Annotated in this window: 20 protein-coding genes; 3 read left to right on the top strand and 17 right to left on the bottom strand. The window is 36.2% G+C overall.

Annotated features, from left to right (window positions below):
• Positions 1 to 44: 44 nt before the first annotated feature.
• The 6 genes from EGX95_RS17990 to panE all read right to left on the bottom strand — a co-directional run bounded on the left by EGX95_RS17990 (position 45) and on the right by panE (position 8,480).
• Positions 45 to 1,961, bottom strand: coding sequence for a stage V sporulation protein D (locus tag EGX95_RS17990; RefSeq protein WP_001266227.1), 1,917 nt, complete (start codon positions 1,959 to 1,961; stop codon positions 45 to 47).
• Positions 1,962 to 2,042: 81 nt separating this feature from the next.
• Complete coding sequence (locus EGX95_RS17995; protein WP_000600097.1) at positions 2,043 to 4,142, bottom strand: penicillin-binding protein; 2,100 nt, start codon at positions 4,140 to 4,142, stop codon at positions 2,043 to 2,045.
• 72 nt (positions 4,143 to 4,214) lie between these two features.
• Positions 4,215 to 4,577, bottom strand: a complete 363-nt coding sequence (ftsL, locus tag EGX95_RS18000) for a cell division protein FtsL (protein WP_000067081.1) — start codon at positions 4,575 to 4,577, stop codon at positions 4,215 to 4,217.
• 15 nt (positions 4,578 to 4,592) lie between these two features.
• Complete coding sequence (rsmH, locus tag EGX95_RS18005) at positions 4,593 to 5,525, bottom strand: 16S rRNA (cytosine(1402)-N(4))-methyltransferase RsmH (protein WP_000481790.1); 933 nt, start codon at positions 5,523 to 5,525, stop codon at positions 4,593 to 4,595.
• 368 nt (positions 5,526 to 5,893) lie between these two features.
• The gene (bshC, locus tag EGX95_RS18010; protein WP_000403053.1) at positions 5,894 to 7,510 is read right to left on the bottom strand and encodes a bacillithiol biosynthesis cysteine-adding enzyme BshC; all 1,617 of its coding nucleotides are present in this window, start codon (positions 7,508 to 7,510) and stop codon (positions 5,894 to 5,896) included.
• Positions 7,511 to 7,589: 79 nt separating this feature from the next.
• Positions 7,590 to 8,480: a 2-dehydropantoate 2-reductase gene (panE, locus tag EGX95_RS18015; RefSeq protein WP_000782393.1), complete on the bottom strand. Its 891-nt coding sequence runs from the start codon at positions 8,478 to 8,480 to the stop codon at positions 7,590 to 7,592.
• 293 nt (positions 8,481 to 8,773) lie between these two features.
• Between panE and EGX95_RS18020 the strand changes: the two genes are divergently transcribed.
• On the top strand, positions 8,774 to 9,247 hold the full coding sequence (locus tag EGX95_RS18020; RefSeq protein ID WP_000506707.1) for an N-acetyltransferase: 474 nt from the start codon (positions 8,774 to 8,776) through the stop codon (positions 9,245 to 9,247).
• A gap of 34 nt (positions 9,248 to 9,281) precedes the next feature.
• Here the strand turns inward: EGX95_RS18020 and EGX95_RS18025 are convergent, their stop codons facing one another.
• The 7 genes from EGX95_RS18025 to EGX95_RS18055 form a co-directional block, all read right to left on the bottom strand.
• On the bottom strand, positions 9,282 to 9,788 hold the full coding sequence (locus EGX95_RS18025; RefSeq protein ID WP_000246478.1) for an RsfA family transcriptional regulator: 507 nt from the start codon (positions 9,786 to 9,788) through the stop codon (positions 9,282 to 9,284).
• Positions 9,789 to 9,917: 129 nt separating this feature from the next.
• Positions 9,918 to 10,091 (bottom strand): 50S ribosomal protein L32, encoded by a 174-nt coding sequence (gene rpmF / locus EGX95_RS18030; protein ID WP_001984764.1) that lies wholly within the window; start codon positions 10,089 to 10,091, stop codon positions 9,918 to 9,920.
• Positions 10,092 to 10,152: 61 nt separating this feature from the next.
• The gene (locus EGX95_RS18035; RefSeq protein ID WP_000872145.1) at positions 10,153 to 10,653 is read right to left on the bottom strand and encodes a YceD family protein; all 501 of its coding nucleotides are present in this window, start codon (positions 10,651 to 10,653) and stop codon (positions 10,153 to 10,155) included.
• 273 nt (positions 10,654 to 10,926) lie between these two features.
• A complete protein-coding gene (locus EGX95_RS18040; protein ID WP_000105686.1) occupies positions 10,927 to 11,544 on the bottom strand; it encodes a replication-relaxation family protein in 618 nt (205 codons plus the stop codon).
• Positions 11,486 to 12,670 (bottom strand): FtsK/SpoIIIE domain-containing protein, encoded by a 1,185-nt coding sequence (locus tag EGX95_RS18045; RefSeq protein ID WP_048548452.1) that lies wholly within the window; start codon positions 12,668 to 12,670, stop codon positions 11,486 to 11,488. Before EGX95_RS18045 ends, EGX95_RS18040 begins: the two co-directional genes overlap by 59 nt.
• Before the next feature lie 118 nt (positions 12,671 to 12,788).
• A complete protein-coding gene (locus EGX95_RS18050) occupies positions 12,789 to 12,971 on the bottom strand; it encodes a hypothetical protein (RefSeq protein ID WP_000156986.1) in 183 nt (60 codons plus the stop codon).
• Positions 12,968 to 13,270 (bottom strand): hypothetical protein, encoded by a 303-nt coding sequence (locus EGX95_RS18055; RefSeq protein ID WP_001267642.1) that lies wholly within the window; start codon positions 13,268 to 13,270, stop codon positions 12,968 to 12,970. Before EGX95_RS18055 ends, EGX95_RS18050 begins: the two co-directional genes overlap by 4 nt.
• 184 nt (positions 13,271 to 13,454) lie before the next feature.
• Between EGX95_RS18055 and EGX95_RS18060 the strand changes: the two genes are divergently transcribed.
• Together EGX95_RS18060 and EGX95_RS18065 are read left to right on the top strand one after the other, a co-directional pair.
• The gene (locus EGX95_RS18060; protein ID WP_048548454.1) at positions 13,455 to 13,676 is read left to right on the top strand and encodes a helix-turn-helix transcriptional regulator; all 222 of its coding nucleotides are present in this window, start codon (positions 13,455 to 13,457) and stop codon (positions 13,674 to 13,676) included.
• The gene (locus EGX95_RS18065) at positions 13,669 to 14,160 is read left to right on the top strand and encodes a hypothetical protein (protein WP_048548456.1); all 492 of its coding nucleotides are present in this window, start codon (positions 13,669 to 13,671) and stop codon (positions 14,158 to 14,160) included. The genes EGX95_RS18060 and EGX95_RS18065 overlap by 8 nt, the downstream gene beginning before the upstream one ends.
• A 37-nt stretch (positions 14,161 to 14,197) precedes the next feature.
• Here the strand turns inward: EGX95_RS18065 and EGX95_RS18070 are convergent, their stop codons facing one another.
• From EGX95_RS18070 to EGX95_RS18085, 4 genes are read right to left on the bottom strand one after another with little or no spacing between them, the layout of a single operon-like run.
• Positions 14,198 to 14,983, bottom strand: a complete 786-nt coding sequence (locus EGX95_RS18070; RefSeq protein WP_048548458.1) for an N-acetylmuramoyl-L-alanine amidase — start codon at positions 14,981 to 14,983, stop codon at positions 14,198 to 14,200.
• A gap of 16 nt (positions 14,984 to 14,999) precedes the next feature.
• Positions 15,000 to 15,230, bottom strand: coding sequence for a phage holin (locus EGX95_RS18075; RefSeq protein WP_000787573.1), 231 nt, complete (start codon positions 15,228 to 15,230; stop codon positions 15,000 to 15,002).
• 42 nt (positions 15,231 to 15,272) lie between these two features.
• The gene (locus tag EGX95_RS18080; protein WP_001115042.1) at positions 15,273 to 15,512 is read right to left on the bottom strand and encodes a hemolysin XhlA family protein; all 240 of its coding nucleotides are present in this window, start codon (positions 15,510 to 15,512) and stop codon (positions 15,273 to 15,275) included.
• A gap of 15 nt (positions 15,513 to 15,527) precedes the next feature.
• The gene (locus EGX95_RS18085; RefSeq protein WP_048557643.1) at positions 15,528 to 16,487 is read right to left on the bottom strand and encodes a tyrosine-type recombinase/integrase; all 960 of its coding nucleotides are present in this window, start codon (positions 16,485 to 16,487) and stop codon (positions 15,528 to 15,530) included.
• Between the last annotated feature and the right edge of the window lie 96 nt (positions 16,488 to 16,583).

The following is a 16,583-nucleotide window of genomic DNA, read 5'->3' on the forward strand; positions in this document are numbered from 1 at the left end:
AACTCACTTCCACCAATTGTACCATAAAACGTACTAGGTTACCTTTAATTCCCGAAGTAAATTCTAATTTTTGAGCCTTCTTTCACTTTAGCTCCTGCTTCTGGGGACTGTTTAATGACTTTCTCTCCATCTCCGCTTATATCAAGCTTCAAATCAACGAGTTGCGTCTGTAAGTCTTTCTTTTTCATACCAATTAAATTTGGAACTTCCACAGTTGGTGTATCGCCCCATTTATATTCTCTCTCAACTTGTTCTTTTCTCGGTTTCACTCCCATAACAGGAAGTGCATCCCGCAGAATATTCCCAACAATTGGAGCTGCTACTACTCCACCAAATTGCGTTACACCTTTCGGATTATCAACAGCAACATATACAACAATTTCCGGATCATCTGCTGGAGCAAAACCGATAAAAGATACGATATAATTATTCTCTAAATATTTACCATCTTTCACTTTTTGAGCTGTACCTGTTTTTCCGCCCACACGATATCCATCAATGAAAGCACCTTTACCAGATCCCTTTGCTACAACATTCTCTAATGCATACCGAACTTTTTCTGAAGTTTCCTTGGAAATAACTTTTCTTTTTTCCACAGGTGTCTTTTTACTTACTACTTGATTGTTTTTCGGATCAATAAATTCTTTAGCTATATACGGTTGATACAATGTTCCACCATTTACAGCTGCTGCTACCGCCGCCACTTGTTGAATTGGCGTAACAGAAACACCTTGACCGAATGAAGTTGTTGCTTGCTCGACTGGACCGACTTTGTCTAAATTAAATAAAATCCCACTACCTTCACCTTGCAGGTCAATTCCGGTTTTTTGTCCAAAACCAAAATTACGAATGTATTTAAACAATCGGTCTTTACCAAGGCGATCACCAAGTTCAATAAATCCTGGGTTACAAGAGTTTTGAACTACTTCTAAAAACGTTTGGCTACCATGGCCTCCTGCTTTCCAGCATTTCAATCTTGCTCCACCAACTTCAGCTGCTCCATCATCATAAAACGTATCTTTCTCTAAGTCTACTAAATTTTCATTCAAAGCTGCGGCTAACGTAATGATTTTAAATGTTGAACCAGGTTCATACGTACTCCATACTGGCAAATTTCTATTGTACACTTCTGGAGAAACACTTTGAAAATCTGCCGGATCAAAACTCGGCCGACTCGACATACCTAAAATTTCACCATTTTTCGGGTTCATCGCAATCGCAATCATACCATCTGGATTATATGTCGACTCTGCGATATTCATTTCTCTTTCCATAATTCTATTAATACGTGCATCAATTGTTAAGCCTAAATTCAAACCAGCTTCTGGTTTTTTGAAATCATCGCCAACATTAGGCATCCTTTGTCCTTTTGCATCTGCAAAAAAGCGCACATGACCTTCATCACCATTCAGTTCTTTATCATAATATTTTTCTAGTCCCATAAGACCTTGGTTATCACTACCTGCAAACCCTAATACGTGTGATAAAAAGTTGCCAAATGGATAGTACCGGATAGAGTCTTCTGCGATATAAACACCTTTCAAACTTAATCCTCTTACCTCTTTCGCCTTATCATGTGATATTTTCCTTCCGCCTTTATCTAACCGTACAATTGATTCTTTTTTTGTAATTCTCTTATAAATCTCATCTTTTTCCACACCTAATACTGCAGCTAACTTCTCTGCAGTCTCTGCCGGTTTTTCAATTTGCCTCGGTACAACAAAGACAGTTGGAGCACTTTTATTCGTAGCAAGTTCCACACCATTTCGGTCCAAAATCTTCCCACGTTCAGGTTCAAAAGTAATATTACGACTCCATGAATCTTTCGCACGATCCGTTAACATATTTCCAAGAAAAAATTGCACATATCCAAGACGAATATCGATGATAGTGAAAATAAGTATACCTGATATGAGTATAAAAATAAGTCGTTTTCTAACTGTTACATTTGATACACGCATATTGGAACAAGCCTCCCTTACGCCTAGCTTGTTCCAATATATGCTTGTACCTATTTAATTAGAACATCTTCTCTTTTACCATTACGGTTTTTCTGCTTCTTGTTGCGGTTCAAGTGGCGGTACAAGTGTAACACCTAACTCTGTACCAGGTTGCAACAATGTTCCTTCTGGTACACTTTGTTCGGTTACGTATCCTGTACCAGTAGGTTTTAGATTAAGCTTTAATGTTTTTGCTAAATTCATAACATCACGAAGTGCCCAGCCTTGTATATTTGGCATTGTAGGTTTATCTCCCACTAAGAAGACCCGGTCACCCTTCAATGTTTGTTCGGTTGCTTTCGGTACTTGTTGCTGTACTTTCCCTTCACCTAATACGATCGGACGAAGTTTTGCTTTATCAATAGCCTTTTTCGCTTCTTCCATCGTTTTTCCGGTTACATCTGGAACAGCAGTTTGTTGCTCTTTCACATATTTCTTCGGATCTTTCACTTCATTAGGCTTAATCTTTAAATACTCTAAACTATTCTTCGTTACATATTTAAAAATATCAGCTAAAGGTTGTGCGCCGCTCTCATCATCTTTCAATTTGGGCTGTTTAACAGCTACATACACAACAAGTTGCGGATCGTCCATAGGTGCCATACCTAAGAATGAGAATATATAATTCTCTCTTCCCGTCATATAGCCTCCTTTTCCATCCGGAATTTGCGCTGTTCCTGTTTTACCACCAACTGAATAGCCATCGACTTTATAAGCAGTTCCTGTTCCTTTCGGAGATGTAACAACGCGTTCTAATAACTGTCTTACTTGCGCTGCTGTCTCTTTTGTAACCGGTTTGCCCACTTCTTCTGGCTTATGTTCTAATTTTACTTCCCCTGTTATCGGATCTACAATTTTATCAATTGTATAAGGTTTCATCATTTTCCCATCGTTCGCAATAGCCGTTGCAGCTTGTACAAGCTGAATTGGTGTTACAGTGGAGCCTTGTCCAAAAGCTGTTGTTACTTGCTGTATTTGCTGATCGAATAAAATGGTATTTGAACCTTCATCAGGTAAATCAATATTCGTTTTTTCATCTAATCCGAAAGCATGGATATATTTTCGGAAACGGTCTGGACCAAGTTTTTGATCACCTAAAATAGCAAACGCTACATTGGAAGAGCGCTCTACACCTTCATCAAATGTGATAGATCCCCATCCAGCACCGCCATTATGATCTTTTATTTTTCGGTTCCCGACTGGATATGTACCAGACTGATAATAATCTTGTCCCTTATACACACCTTCATTAATAGCTGCTGCTAGCGTGAAAATTTTCATTGTTGATCCAGGTTCAAATGCATTTGCAATTGCATCATTGAAAAAATATTTAATTTGACGATCATTTGGATCATAACTAGGTTTAGTAGACATCGCTAATATTTTCCCTGTTTTTGGATCCGCAACGATTCCTATTAAGCTTTTTGGTTCATAATGTTTACTCGCTTCTTTCATTGCGTCTTCTAAATAACTTTGAATACGTTGGTCAAGCGTTAAATATACATTTTCTCCATTTTTAGGTGCCTTTACATTCACTTTCCCGCCATCAAGAGATACGCCTCTACGATCGCCTGTATAAGCTACTTCTCCGTTAGAAGCACTTAAATATTTATCTAAGCTTTGTTCTAAACCAAAATAACCTACTGAGGTTCCTTTATCATTTGGTTTTGCATGTCCTATGACGTAAGATGCAAAATCACCGTTTGGATACACTCTTGCATTTTCAGTAATAAATGATATACCTGGCAATTTCAATGCTTCGATTTGTTCCTTCTGTTCTTTTGTCAAATCTTTACCTAGCGTTCCAAATTCAACTTGACTTTTATCTTTTTTATTTAATGTAGCTAAAATCTTCTCTTCATCTTTTCCGAGCACTCCCGCAATTTTCTTTGCAGTATCCTCTTTATTCTCAACCGGATTCGCACCTTTTAATTCTGCTACAAGTTTATAAGAGTTTGCATCTTGCGCTAATACATGACCGTTTTGATCATAAATCGTCCCGCGATTTGCTTCTAGAACTCCTGTTTTACTATGTTTTTGCTTAGCAAGTTCATTCAAATCTTGATTATGAACTGATCCTGTTGCTTGTATGTAAAAAAATCGGGCTAATAACAGCAAAAAGAGCAGGAGGAATAAAATCATAAAATACCCTGCTCCCTTATTGGTATGAAATTTAGTCATATTTCTCTTCATTTTCCCTTCACACCTATTGCCTTATTTGAGGCCTTTCACATTATTCGCATTAATTTCTAGCCCGTGTTTTTTTGCAACTTCAGCGATTCGTTCATAACGACTTAACTTCTCTACTTCAGCCTGTAACTCTTGATTTTCTTTTTGCTGCTGTACAATTTTTTGTTCTATTGTCGCAGCTTCTACATTAACTTGATAAAGGCCTGCTTTATTTCCAATAAACGCTACACAGGCATACAATAAAAAGCCAATAAACGCTACATACAACAGTTTTTCGATTCTTGTAATCTTCGCTTTAGCTTTCGGCTGAACCATCTGCTGTGGGGGCGTTTGAATCTGAACCTCTTCTTGCGCTTGTTGCTTGTACTTTACAGCTAAGTTACTCATACCTCTCTCCCCTTTTTATCGTTTTTCAGCGATTCTCAATTTCGCAGAACGCGCTCGATTATTTTCTTCTAACTCTATATCAGAAGGTAAAATCGGTTTTCTTGTAATAAGCTTTAATTTTGGCTTAAATTCATCAGGAATAATTGGTAATCCTGGTGGCAATTGTGGCGTTGTACTATTTCGCTTAAACGTCGTTTTACAAATACGGTCTTCTAAAGAATGGAATGTTATAACGCTAACTCTTCCGCCTGGCTTGACCATCTCAATTGCAGATTCCAACGCTTCTTCAAATACTTTCAATTCATCATTTACCGCAATACGGATCGCTTGGAACACTCGCTTCGCAGGATGTCCACCCGTTCTACGAGCAGGAGCTGGAATACCCTCTTTAATTAGTTCTACTAATTCCCCTGTCGTTTCAATAGCTTTATTCTCACGATACGCTTCAATTTTTCTTGCTATTTGTTTTGAAAATTTCTCTTCGCCATACTGGAAGAAAATTCTTACAAGTTGTTCATATGACCAACTATTTACAACATCATAGGCTGTTAATGGGGCATCTTGATCCATTCGCATATCTAACGGTGCATCATGATGGTAACTAAAGCCACGCTCTGGTGTATCTAATTGCGGGGATGAAACACCTAAATCAAATAAAATACCGTCTACTTCTGTTATACCTAATTCCTGTAGTTTTTCAGATAGGTAACGGAAATTACTCCTTACTGTTATGAACTGCTCACCGTATGAAGAGAATTTTTCTTTCGCATTTTGAATTGCTATCTCATCTTGATCAAACGCGATTAATCTTCCGCCTTCAGTTAATTGGGATAATAAATAAGAACTATGTCCTCCTCCCCCCAGTGTACAATCTACATATGTACCACCTGGCTTTATATCTAAGCCATCTACTGTTTCCTTCAAAAGCACTGTTACGTGATTAAACATTGTTGCACCTACTCTTTTTCCAATTAATTATGTTGAATGTATCTCCTCCTCTAAACGCATATTTCACGACTAGAGAACGAAATACTATGAAAGAACGACTCATTTAACTTGCCTACAAAGGCAGCATACTATACAAATCGCCATTTTCTTTTATTATATACTAAATTTTATCATCTTTTGCGGGAATTTAAATAAAAAACTGTCGAAAAAGATAATAATACGTTTACATTTTGTGCTATTTTGTCATATATTTAAGTATCCTGCATAATTACGATATTAGCTTTTTTAAAATTAATAATTCAGAAAAATTTCACTTCACAGTAAATTCAACGGAATAAAAATAAAATCCTGCTCCTAAGAGCAAGATTCTATAGTTTTATAACATGATGTTTTCCATCCCAAGAAAACGGTTTTTCCATTACACGATCAACGAAATCTAAACCGAACTGATTTAAATAGTAACATACATTCCACACACGCTCTTGTGGCGCTCCCAATGGACGGATTGCAAATTGTATACGACGGAATTTATTTAGTTCCACTTCATGTTTTTTCTCAACATTTCTTTTCAACATTCTTTCCAACAGTTCAATTTGTTCATTAATTTTGAACTCGTTTTTCCCTGCAAACGAACTTAATCCAGGATCTATTTTCTTTACAAACTGTTGTAATGACTTATGAATATCAATTATTTCTTTTTTCGCCTCTTCAAATCGTTCATCTATCGGTTCCTCTATTTGATTAGATAGCCAGTTTTCACGCAACTTATCTACGTTATTTAAAAACGGGTCACTCTCTTGCAATTGTAAATCGTGTAAATCTGTCGCTATATCCCTCTCAATATAAGTAATTGTAATACGAGGAACGACAGGCGGCATTCGGAAGCCGATAGCATGGAAGACTTGTTGTAATTCACTCCAGTAAGCTAATTCCCCTGGACCTCCAATAAACGCCAACGTAGGAAATACATACTCCTGCATAAGAGGGCGCGTTACAACATTATTACTAAAGCGCTCTGGGCTCCTTTCCATCTCTTCAATCAATTCCTCATATGAAAAGGAATACGTCCCATCTTTCCCAACAAACTTCCTTTGATTGTCTTCAAGCAACACTCGCTCATTATCAATTTCCATAAATATATGTACTGCATTAGACTTTGTTTCAATAATTGGCTTATATCCTAATTCTTTAATTACTTCCTGTTGGTTATGAAGCCCCTCTTGCACTTCTTTATACTTACTTACAATTTGTTTAAAAAACGGCACTTCTAATTTTCTTAATTCAGGATGATGCGAATCGACAAGAATTAAACCAGAATTCATGAACATTTTCATAATAAGGTGACCAAAGAAATCTACATACGTATTCGATTTCCGTAAAGAATCATCAATAAATCGCAGTACATCCTTTGTAAAATTCGTTTCAGGGTATGTTTTAAAAATTTCTTCAATCCACTTTCTACAGTCTTCCAAAGAAAGCTCAGACTCTGAAGCACTCGCCTTTTTCGGATTACGATCATGAAAAATGGTCTTTTTTATTTTTTTATTCTTCGTTACAAAAGTATGATTAATTTCATCCATATCATGGTCTTCACCAGCAATCCAGAAAACAGGAACAACTTTAACGCCTAAACTTTCTTCCTTTTCCTTCGCAAGCTGTAAAACTGAAATAATTTTATGAATCGTATAAAGTGGCCCAGTTAATAACCCAGCTTGTTGTCCAGCTATAACAACATATGTATCTTCATCTTCAAGCGCTTTTACATTTTGAATTGTAGCTTCTCCCGCTTGTAATTTTGTATTATATTCTAATAAATGCGCTACTAAATCTTGGCGGAAAAACTCCCTCTCACGCAAATCTTGTACACGCTGTTTAAAAGCATCTTCTGTTAACATATAATCAAAACACGACTGTATCTCTTTTTTACCGTTCATATAGTCCGCTACAACACCTTGTTGCGGAACAGAGATTTCTTTTATCTCCATATAATTCTTCCTTTCGTATCCTGTTCTCTCACCAATCCACATTGTAGTCAATGTTTCACGTAAAAGCAAAGAATTACACTTATACTTTTACTTCTAACCCTTTTATTGCATCGAACAAAAATTGAAGTGTCGGAACGGATCGTTGCTGTTTCTTAGCTTCTTCTAATACATATCCAACAATCGCACCAATCTCTGTTTGTCTATTCGCCCTTACATCTGCCAGCATAGATGATGTATTATGAGATGTTCTTTCACATACATGACGTACCATTTCCCATACCATTTCTTTTTCTTCTTTAACGAGAAAAACGACTTCCTGGAATACTTGCTCCATCATCTGATAAAAAAACGGGTTCGTGATCAATTCTCCGTTCTTGACCTGTAATAATGCCGTCAATGGATTGATACATACATTCACTACTAATTTTTTGTGCATAACATCCTTCCAATTATCTTCTATTCGAATTGGAAAATGCGGAAAAGGAAAGCAATTAAATATTTTTTCAAAATGTATAGACCGACCGCGCACGATTCCAAACTTTGTTACACCTATCCCTGTATGATAAACGGTATGTCTTTCTTCTTTTTTCGCACCATGCTCTACAATTCCAACTGCAATATTTTCATTCTCTATTTTCTGCATAGCATGAAGGTGTGACATTCCGTTTTGCAAAAAGACTACTGAGGATTTCCCTCGCACAAAAGGTAGTATGTCAGTTATATGATATTGCTTAACAGCAATAAATATATAATCTAGCTGCTGGTCTAGCATGCTTTCTATTGGTAATACTGGCGGGAATACCGTTTCACGTTTCCCCTCCCTAATACAAGTTACACCCGTTATATTTAATTCGTCAGCCTGCTTAGCTGTCCTTGTAAACAACGTAACATCTTGATTACTTTTTTGTAAATAAAATGTATACAATAGACCAATAGCTCCCGGTCCCACAACTCCAATTTTCATTTTCACACAAGGAACTCATTTGAACACGATACATAAGTCCCTTTTTCCCCTCCTCTTTTATTCCGCGAACCCCCGATTCATACGGAATCATAATTAACTAAAGATGATCAAATGCCACCTCTTCTTTCAATATGTATATACTACTTATTACTATACTTCTACTCTTAGTTTAGCAAATCCTCAAAAAAATAATAAAAGAAATACACTATCATCTTCATAAAAATAAAAAAATGAGTTATAATATTATTATAAATATTTTCACTTTTCTGCATTCAACGAGACAAAAAGGATGTGATGTTATGGGATTCCCAAAAGTTGAGCGCTTGCTCATCAATTACAAAACATTAGACGAGTTTAAAAAATTTAAAGGCTGCGGAGCTCAAGAACTATCCATGTTAGAAGAATTACAAGCAAACATTATTGAAAACAATAGTGAATCTCCATTTTACGGTATTTATTACGGTGGATCACTCATTGCACGTATGAGTCTATACATGAAAAGGAACGGCGGGGAACCATTCGAAATTACAGGTACTTACCTAGAACTTTATAAACTTGAAGTATTACCAACTTTCCAAAAACAAGGATTCGGAGAAATGCTTGTAAATTACGCGAAGGGACTGCAGTTCCCAATTAAAACGATCGCACGTATCCATTCAGCTGGTTTTTGGGATAAATTAAATTTCCAACCTGTGTCAGTACCTGATGGTGATTTTTACGTTTGGCACCCAGAAACAAATTTGAATGCGGTTACAAATGAAGAGTCTGCATAAGAAATAAAAAAACAGCTACATAGCAGCTGTTTTTTTATTTCTTTAACTTCTCTAATTTCCCATTCGAACGAGCGCTATTTCTTTCCGCTACCATTACACTTCTTTTTTGATCGATATAATCAAGCAATGTTCTATATTCTTCCTCATATACTGATAATCGCTCCAACAGGCTCTCTTTCTCTGTTTGTAACGATTCAATTTGCTGTTGCAACACCACTAAAGAGTTTTCATCTTTATAATTTTGCAAGAAATCAATAACATCATTCAATGTAATTGACGTAGGTTCTAATACCTTCGTCTCTTTCACTTCATAATTTTCCACTTTACGCAGTTGCTTCGCTTCTTCAATACGTTCTTTGTATTGCTTTCTAACATAAGAATTCCATCTAAAGCCACATGCTGCTGGTGTACGAGATAAATGTCTTCCCACTTCTTTAAAGGCAGATAATTGCGTTCCACCTTCTCGAATATGCCGGAGTACTACTTCTGCCAGAAGCAAATCTTCATCATCAGTCCAAGCATCTTGTCTTGTTGTCGCCATCTCTCTAGTCCTCCCTATGCATTTTTTATTAAACATATGCAGTTACTAGAAAAGATAGAATACAACAAATGAAGAATAAGACAAAAAAAATAAACGTAGAAGATATCTTCTACGTTTATTTTCCCGCAATTACTTGCTGATTACTTCTTTACCTTTGTAAGTACCGCATGCTTTACATACACGGTGAGCTAATTTCGCTTCACCACAGCTTGGGCACTCTACCATACCAGGTACTGATAATTTGAAATGCGTACGACGCTTTCTTTTTACTGTTTTAGAAGTTCTTCTAAAAGGTACAGCCATTCTTCCCACCTCCTTAAAAGAAATAGTTATTTTCATATGAAGGCCTGAACCAGTCTTCCGATTATTTGTCAAAAAACTTTGCAAGTCCTGCCAATCTTGGATCAACAGGCTTTTCTTTGTCTTCTTCCGAAATCACTTGCCAGTCTTGACCTTGCGTCGGTGCTCCACCAGAAACATCATCACTGAAAATTTGCATTGGAATCTCCAAAAGTATATTTTCCTTGATTACGGGCAGTAAGTCAAGTACTTCTCCTTCTAAACAATGAATTTCAGCTTCAGTTTCAAATTCTTCTTGTGAAGTTTGGAACACCTCAGTTGTTTTAATGTCAAATGGTAATGTCACATCTACTAAAGAGCGAGAACATGGTAAAACCATGCTTCCAGTTATATGTAGATGGAACGTAAACTTACCGGAGCCAAAATCAACTCTTCCTGTTACGTGAACAGGATTAATTTCACGAATATCTTTCTCGACCTCTTTTAGCTCACTTACATCTACCATCTCATCCAATGTCAATCCTTTATTTCTCAATTTATTCAATTGATGGATGGACCATTTCATATCATATCACCTCAAGGCAACAAACAAAATTATAGCTAGCCATTTTATATTTGTCAATGTTTTTTCTTTACACCTCTAAAGATGCATTGTGTCCATTATGTGATAAAACGTGTATTCTTGTCCAGCTATATTTTCTATTTTAGACAAAATGGACATAAAGTAAATAATAAATGTGGTACAAGTTGTGGTCAATGTGGTCAACGTGGTCAAAAGAGAGTGGTCGTTTTATTCGCCACTCTCTTCTTATATATATGCCCATAATTTATTTTGTGATTAAAATTCTTCTATTACATAAACCTTCACAAAAACATCATATTTAGCTGCCAACTCTTCCAGTTTCGTTTCTCTGTATTTTGTCACTGTAAAGAAATGAATAACTGGTACTTTCCCGTTATGCTTTTGTTTATAAATTTGTGTGAGTTCTTCATATTTTTTCAACTTTTCTTCATTCACTTTCATTTTCTGTGAGCGATCTATTTCAACTGCATGAAGTATACTTTCCTCATCACGAAACTTCACATCAGGAATAATTCTTTTTTTCTCACCATTTTTTCTATATTTTATTTCTGTTTCTATTTGCCAATCATCAGGACAAAATAAATGCAGCCACGCTTCATTTCTCAATATCGCATGCTCCATTCTATTTCTAGAAACAACCTTTCCTTCCCCTAGTAATGCATGCCCTTCTTTATTTAAGTAGTAAACATATTCTTTATAGTAAGTAACACGACTAATAAAAGGCGTTAAGTCTTTCATAATACGATTTGCATTCCGTATACCACCCATATTATGCACACACATTAAATGCCGTCTGGTGGCAAACTGCAGCTTTCTAATCGTCGCAAGTATCATCATCTGACGTTCTTTCTTCAATTGTTTCAATGTACTCATCCTTCTCCACCTCATATTCTCTAAGATGTTTCCACATAATCTCATCTTCAATAAAAGGTACTTGTAACTCAGTGAAGGTGTCTTTCATGTAAATGGCCCTTCCTGGAATGGATGGCAATACTTCTAATCCCGGCTGATCAATTACAACTTCAGATGCGGTACGTGTAGGTAATCTAAATCCTAGTTTGGCATTAGACATCTGCTTCACGACTCTTGGCAACGAATCACTAGTTGGATATTGCGTACAAAAAACAATTCGAAAACCTAGCGCTCCACCTACTCGCGCAATATGACTGATCATATATTGACACTCTTCTAACATTTGATTATGCGGTTTTGGTAATCCTTTTGCTGGAGCTAATACCGCACCTTCATCGATAACGATAAAATACCGATTTCTTTCTTTTGTATGAACAATATTCTTAATGCCGCGCTCTTTCATGAACTTTCCGCGCTCACTCATCTTCTCCATGACTTTTATTAACATCGCATGCGCTTGTTGCGGTGTTTCTGCTATCATTTCAACTTGCTGCAGTTTTTTATATTCACTAAACTCCAATCCTTCTTCTTTCAGATCAATTAAATAAAAATGTGCATGATCAGGATTAGCTAATGATAAGGTAGTAAACATATTCTTTAAAAACACTGTTTTCCCCATACGGATTAACCCGCCAATTGCCATATGTGGCGTTTCATCGAAATCATGATACATAATCCTTTCTAAACTCTGGCCAATCGGTACACGCCATTTTCCTTTTGTCACTAATCGTGTAGACCAATCCCATTTCTTCGGTATTTCTTTATGGAATACACGAATATTCAATCTGTAATTATCATATTGAATTCGAACAGGCTTATTTAATCCTTCACTTACAACATCCTCGACCTTTTGAATAATTTTACTTGGCATTCCAACGGGCAAGGTATAAATAAAAGTTGTGCTTCGATCATCATCGACTTGCTTTTGAAACTTCGGATAATGCAATTTGTCTTCTCTCTTTATAGCAATTCCAGATACCTCAAAGAACACTTGTATCTTTCGCTTATCATCATCTTTACGTTTGAACTTATCACCGAACAATGCGACTGTTAAACCTGCAGCTGGCACCAATAATAATTCGATCATTTTTCTCCCCCTTTTTATACCCTTAATTGGGTATAAAACTCCCTCGCAAGTAAACATCGTTCGTACAAGGGAGTTTCGTTGTTAGCCCTAGCGACTCAAATTCCATAACTCTCTTCCTTTATAGAAACGCAAAGAGAACATATCGTAGAAGATACAAGAACGAGCCTGTGAGCGTTGTGTACATGGTCATACGTGGAAGCCAATATGGAACACTCTGACCCATTTTCTTTGCAACCTTCATCGTAATAACTGACAAGCCTGTTGCCGTCCATACTACTACTGCTTCTCCTACGATTGTCATTTGAATCCCTCTTTTCGAATGAGTTGTAATCCCTTCGGTGTCATAACCGGTTGATACTCATTAATGACATCTCCCCACTCAAGCACTTCATCCTCATCTTCATATAAATCATCCATTATATCTTTTGACAAACGGTAATAACCTCTGTACTCACGATTATCAAAAACCTCATGTCTTTCCATGTGGTCCATAATTGCATTTGTTTCTTTCTTGCCATCGGAATTTCTATACATACTTCTTAATTCTTTTGATGGATACAGGTAAGGCGTTTCATTTAAGTGTGAATATTGCCAACGCATGCGCGCCCTCTCCCCTCTTGTTGTCCTCGATCCCACTTGGTGTTCCTCGTGGTCTTGATATAGGTATATGACTTAGAAGGGGCTATATTGCCTGTCCATTTAAATTTTTCTAAATATTCGTTGATTAAATTAAAGGAGGACACATTTCCATATGCGAATTGTATATAATTAAAGAGGTGATATTGTGCGATTAAAATGTAAACTTCGTATTATTTTTGCTGAAAGGGAAATACGTCAAAAGGAATTTTCAAAACTTATTGGAATTAGTCAAACTACAATGAGCTCACTTGTTAATAATACGACGCTCCCTAGTTTTCTTACGGCTTACAAAATTGCAAAAGAATTAAAATTACACATGGAAGAAATTTGGATAGAGGATATAGAGGGGGATAATGAAAATGTATAAAAAACTTATAGGTATTTGCATTGGAAGTACCTTATTGTTAGGTCTCACAGCTTGTGATTCTTCTAAACAAAGTGAATCAAGCGAAAAAGCAAACGTCAAATCCCAACCAGAAACTAAAAAAGATTTAACATCTCAGGATGAATTAAATAAGAAGATAAAGCAAGATGCTGAAGAAGTTAGTTTTGTTAAAGCAAATGGAGGTCAATACGAAAAAGGAAAAAGGCTTAAAGCTACGGGAACGGTAGATTTATTATTAAAATCTTCAGCGTTACCTTCTTTTGTCTTAAGTACAAATGAAAATGATGGAAAAGGTATGTACACTATTCAAATTGCACAAAGTGGTGTGCAATCAAATGAAAATGAAATAACACTCAAAAGCGGGCTAAAAATATCTAAAGGTGCAACAGTAACGATTTATGGCGCCTATGATGAAAAAGATAAAACAGGAATGCCTAAAATTAGTGCAACAGTAATTGAACAATAAAAAAAGCCGTCACATGACGGCTTTTTTGTTAATCAAACTATTCTTTTGTATAGAAGTATTTAAGTCCTTTCGCATCTAACCATGCTGTTGCTCGATCTAATTCATTCCCTTGGCGGTAATTTGTCTCAAATCTAACTAGACCTTGCTTGTCCCCACCAGAAATAATACGAGATTCATATCCTAAAGAATCCATCATTCCTAACATTTCTGGTACTAACGCTGTTCCAAATTCATACGTAACAACTTTATTAAATTTATTCACTGTGATCTCCACCTCTCCATTATTTGTACTTGATTGAATTGTTTTGCCAACAATAACCTCAGCTACCGCTTTAGCTGCCTTATCAAAGTTAGCACGGTATTTTTGCATATCTGTTTCATTATCGATAAAGCAAATTTCAGGGAGTAATCCAGTCTTAGTTTTATTAATCCATCCTAAATCTGTTGTTAATTTAATACCTCGGTCTCTCAATCCAAATGCATCAGCCATTGCTTTTGAAATCTTTGCCGCCAATTCTCTATTTCCGTATGAAGGATGTAACCACACTTCACAACCTGTACCGCCTGGAGTGGCATTTAAATGAAACTGTAAATCTACATCACTATCTGCTACACGTAAATGGTTATTTGCTGCATTACTCCAAACTGCTGCTTTTGTCGTTCCAACCTCATCAGAACAATTCACATACTTCCATCCAGCTGCTTGTACATATTTAGCAACTGCGTCAAGAAACCTTCTATCCTCCACATGTTCTTTCCCATAAACGCTATTTGCACCTTGTACGATACTATTATGACCACCTGATCCTGCGAAACAACCCATTGTTCAACATCTCCTTTTAGTGTAAGTTATTTTTTTCTAATACATCTTTTTGTTGTAATCCTTTATTGCTTAAATAGTTATTCTTCCATGCCATATATAGAGTGAAAGCTCCTGTAATTACTGCCACTAAATCGTTTGTAATTTTGTCATCAATCGTTTGGTATCCCACAAGATTTAAGACACTATTTATCACAGCAATTACTAGTACGACATAACGACTAATTGAAGCTGCATCAAAGTTTTTCATTTTCTCACCTCCCTCCAATAAAAAAAGTGACCGTATATACGATCACTTCCCTGCAAATTTAAAAAGAGCCATTATCCCACCCGTGATAATAGCTCCGACTACTGTAGTACCAATCCAAAATACTAATTTATCTAATCGGTCAATCCTCAAATGAGCACTTTTCGCTGACTGTTGCGCTTCAATTGCAACATCCTTAACATTGCCGAGTGTATCTAGCTTAGTTTCCACCCTTGTTAATCCAACTAGTAATTCCTTAAAGTCATCATGTTTTTGTTCTGGCATTTATTAAGCCTCCCTTTAAGCTGCAAAGCAACTTGGATCCATTCCGAAAATATCTGCAATATCCTCTTCGCTCCTGTCTTTTAAATAGGATTGTGTTGTTGAAATATCCGAATGATTTGCAAGTGATTTTAATTTTTCTAGTGGTACACCTTGCACTTTTAAATTATCTAATCTGCTATGACGAAAACAATGAGGATTAATTTTATATTCCTTACCTTCTTTTTCGCATAGCATCTTAGCGAATATCTTGCACCAGTAATTAAATGCACTCTTATTTAAAAGTTTTCGCTCACCATTCTTATAAACTCGTACGAACAAATCTGGAATAGTATCTTTACCACGCTGTTCTATATATAAACGAATACATTTCTGTACTCGGGGATTGTAATACAATCTAAATTTCTTACCTCGCTTACCACGTACTACGTTTGTAAAGTAACGTTCTGTCAGTTCTTCTTTTTGAACTTGGTAGACCTCATTCTTCCTTGCTGCACTGTAATAAGAAAGCGCTAAATAGGTTGCTAACATATATTTCTCTTGTTCAAGTAATTCATCGATTAACCACTCAATTTGTTCTTCAGTTATAAAAGTGATTTCTCTGACTGGATTCTTAGGTAATCCTCTAACCCGTGAACCTACATTAAATTCATAATTATAGTCGTCATCATCCGCACAAAACTCTAACGCGGACCTTAATGCACTCATCAGTCCATTTACACGCGCATTAGACATTCCCAGCTCTTGAAAAATAATAGATAAGTTTCGAATATCCTTACGTGTTAATTCAATTAGATTTTTATTTTCGAAGTGTTGATGTAATAGAAACAAAATAATTCGTAAATCCCAATGATATTGCTGTAAAGTGCTTGCCGCTTTCCCTTGTGATTTCTTTTCAATTAGAAAATCTTTGACTAGGTTTTTGTTTTCTTGGCTAACATGCTTTTCATAAATTGCTTGGTCTACTATTCGTTTCACACTGATCATCTCCTCAAAATAAAAAGAGAAGCGAAGTCACTTCTCCTGATCTATGAATTGAATTTTTACTCAAAGCCGTATTTTGTGCAAAATAAA

The sequence above is a fragment of the Bacillus sp. FDAARGOS_527 genome (genome assembly GCF_003812125.1).
Taxonomy (GTDB): domain Bacteria; phylum Bacillota; class Bacilli; order Bacillales; family Bacillaceae_G; genus Bacillus_A; species Bacillus_A paranthracis.

What these genes read in the sequence shown, in the direction of transcription:
- EGX95_RS17990 (WP_001266227.1), bottom strand. Translation starts at nt 1,961, where the DNA reads ATGCGTGTATCAAATGTAACAGTTAGAAAACGACTTATTTTTATACTC.
- EGX95_RS17995 (WP_000600097.1), bottom strand. Translation starts at nt 4,142, where the DNA reads ATGATTTTATTCCTCCTGCTCTTTTTGCTGTTATTAGCCCGATTTTTT.
- ftsL (WP_000067081.1), bottom strand. Translation starts at nt 4,577, where the DNA reads ATGAGTAACTTAGCTGTAAAGTACAAGCAACAAGCGCAAGAAGAGGTT.
- rsmH (WP_000481790.1), bottom strand. Translation starts at nt 5,525, where the DNA reads ATGTTTAATCACGTAACAGTGCTTTTGAAGGAAACAGTAGATGGCTTA.
- bshC (WP_000403053.1), bottom strand. Translation starts at nt 7,510, where the DNA reads ATGGAGATAAAAGAAATCTCTGTTCCGCAACAAGGTGTTGTAGCGGAC.
- EGX95_RS18020 (WP_000506707.1), top strand. Translation starts at nt 8,774, where the DNA reads ATGGGATTCCCAAAAGTTGAGCGCTTGCTCATCAATTACAAAACATTA.
- EGX95_RS18025 (WP_000246478.1), bottom strand. Translation starts at nt 9,788, where the DNA reads ATGGCGACAACAAGACAAGATGCTTGGACTGATGATGAAGATTTGCTT.
- rpmF (WP_001984764.1), bottom strand. Translation starts at nt 10,091, where the DNA reads ATGGCTGTACCTTTTAGAAGAACTTCTAAAACAGTAAAAAGAAAGCGT.
- EGX95_RS18035 (WP_000872145.1), bottom strand. Translation starts at nt 10,653, where the DNA reads ATGAAATGGTCCATCCATCAATTGAATAAATTGAGAAATAAAGGATTG.
- EGX95_RS18040 (WP_000105686.1), bottom strand. Translation starts at nt 11,544, where the DNA reads ATGAGTACATTGAAACAATTGAAGAAAGAACGTCAGATGATGATACTT.
- EGX95_RS18045 (WP_048548452.1), bottom strand. Translation starts at nt 12,670, where the DNA reads ATGATCGAATTATTATTGGTGCCAGCTGCAGGTTTAACAGTCGCATTG.
- EGX95_RS18050 (WP_000156986.1), bottom strand. Translation starts at nt 12,971, where the DNA reads ATGACAATCGTAGGAGAAGCAGTAGTAGTATGGACGGCAACAGGCTTG.
- EGX95_RS18055 (WP_001267642.1), bottom strand. Translation starts at nt 13,270, where the DNA reads ATGCGTTGGCAATATTCACACTTAAATGAAACGCCTTACCTGTATCCA.
- EGX95_RS18065 (WP_048548456.1), top strand. Translation starts at nt 13,669, where the DNA reads ATGTATAAAAAACTTATAGGTATTTGCATTGGAAGTACCTTATTGTTA.
- EGX95_RS18070 (WP_048548458.1), bottom strand. Translation starts at nt 14,983, where the DNA reads ATGGGTTGTTTCGCAGGATCAGGTGGTCATAATAGTATCGTACAAGGT.
- EGX95_RS18075 (WP_000787573.1), bottom strand. Translation starts at nt 15,230, where the DNA reads ATGAAAAACTTTGATGCAGCTTCAATTAGTCGTTATGTCGTACTAGTA.
- EGX95_RS18080 (WP_001115042.1), bottom strand. Translation starts at nt 15,512, where the DNA reads ATGCCAGAACAAAAACATGATGACTTTAAGGAATTACTAGTTGGATTA.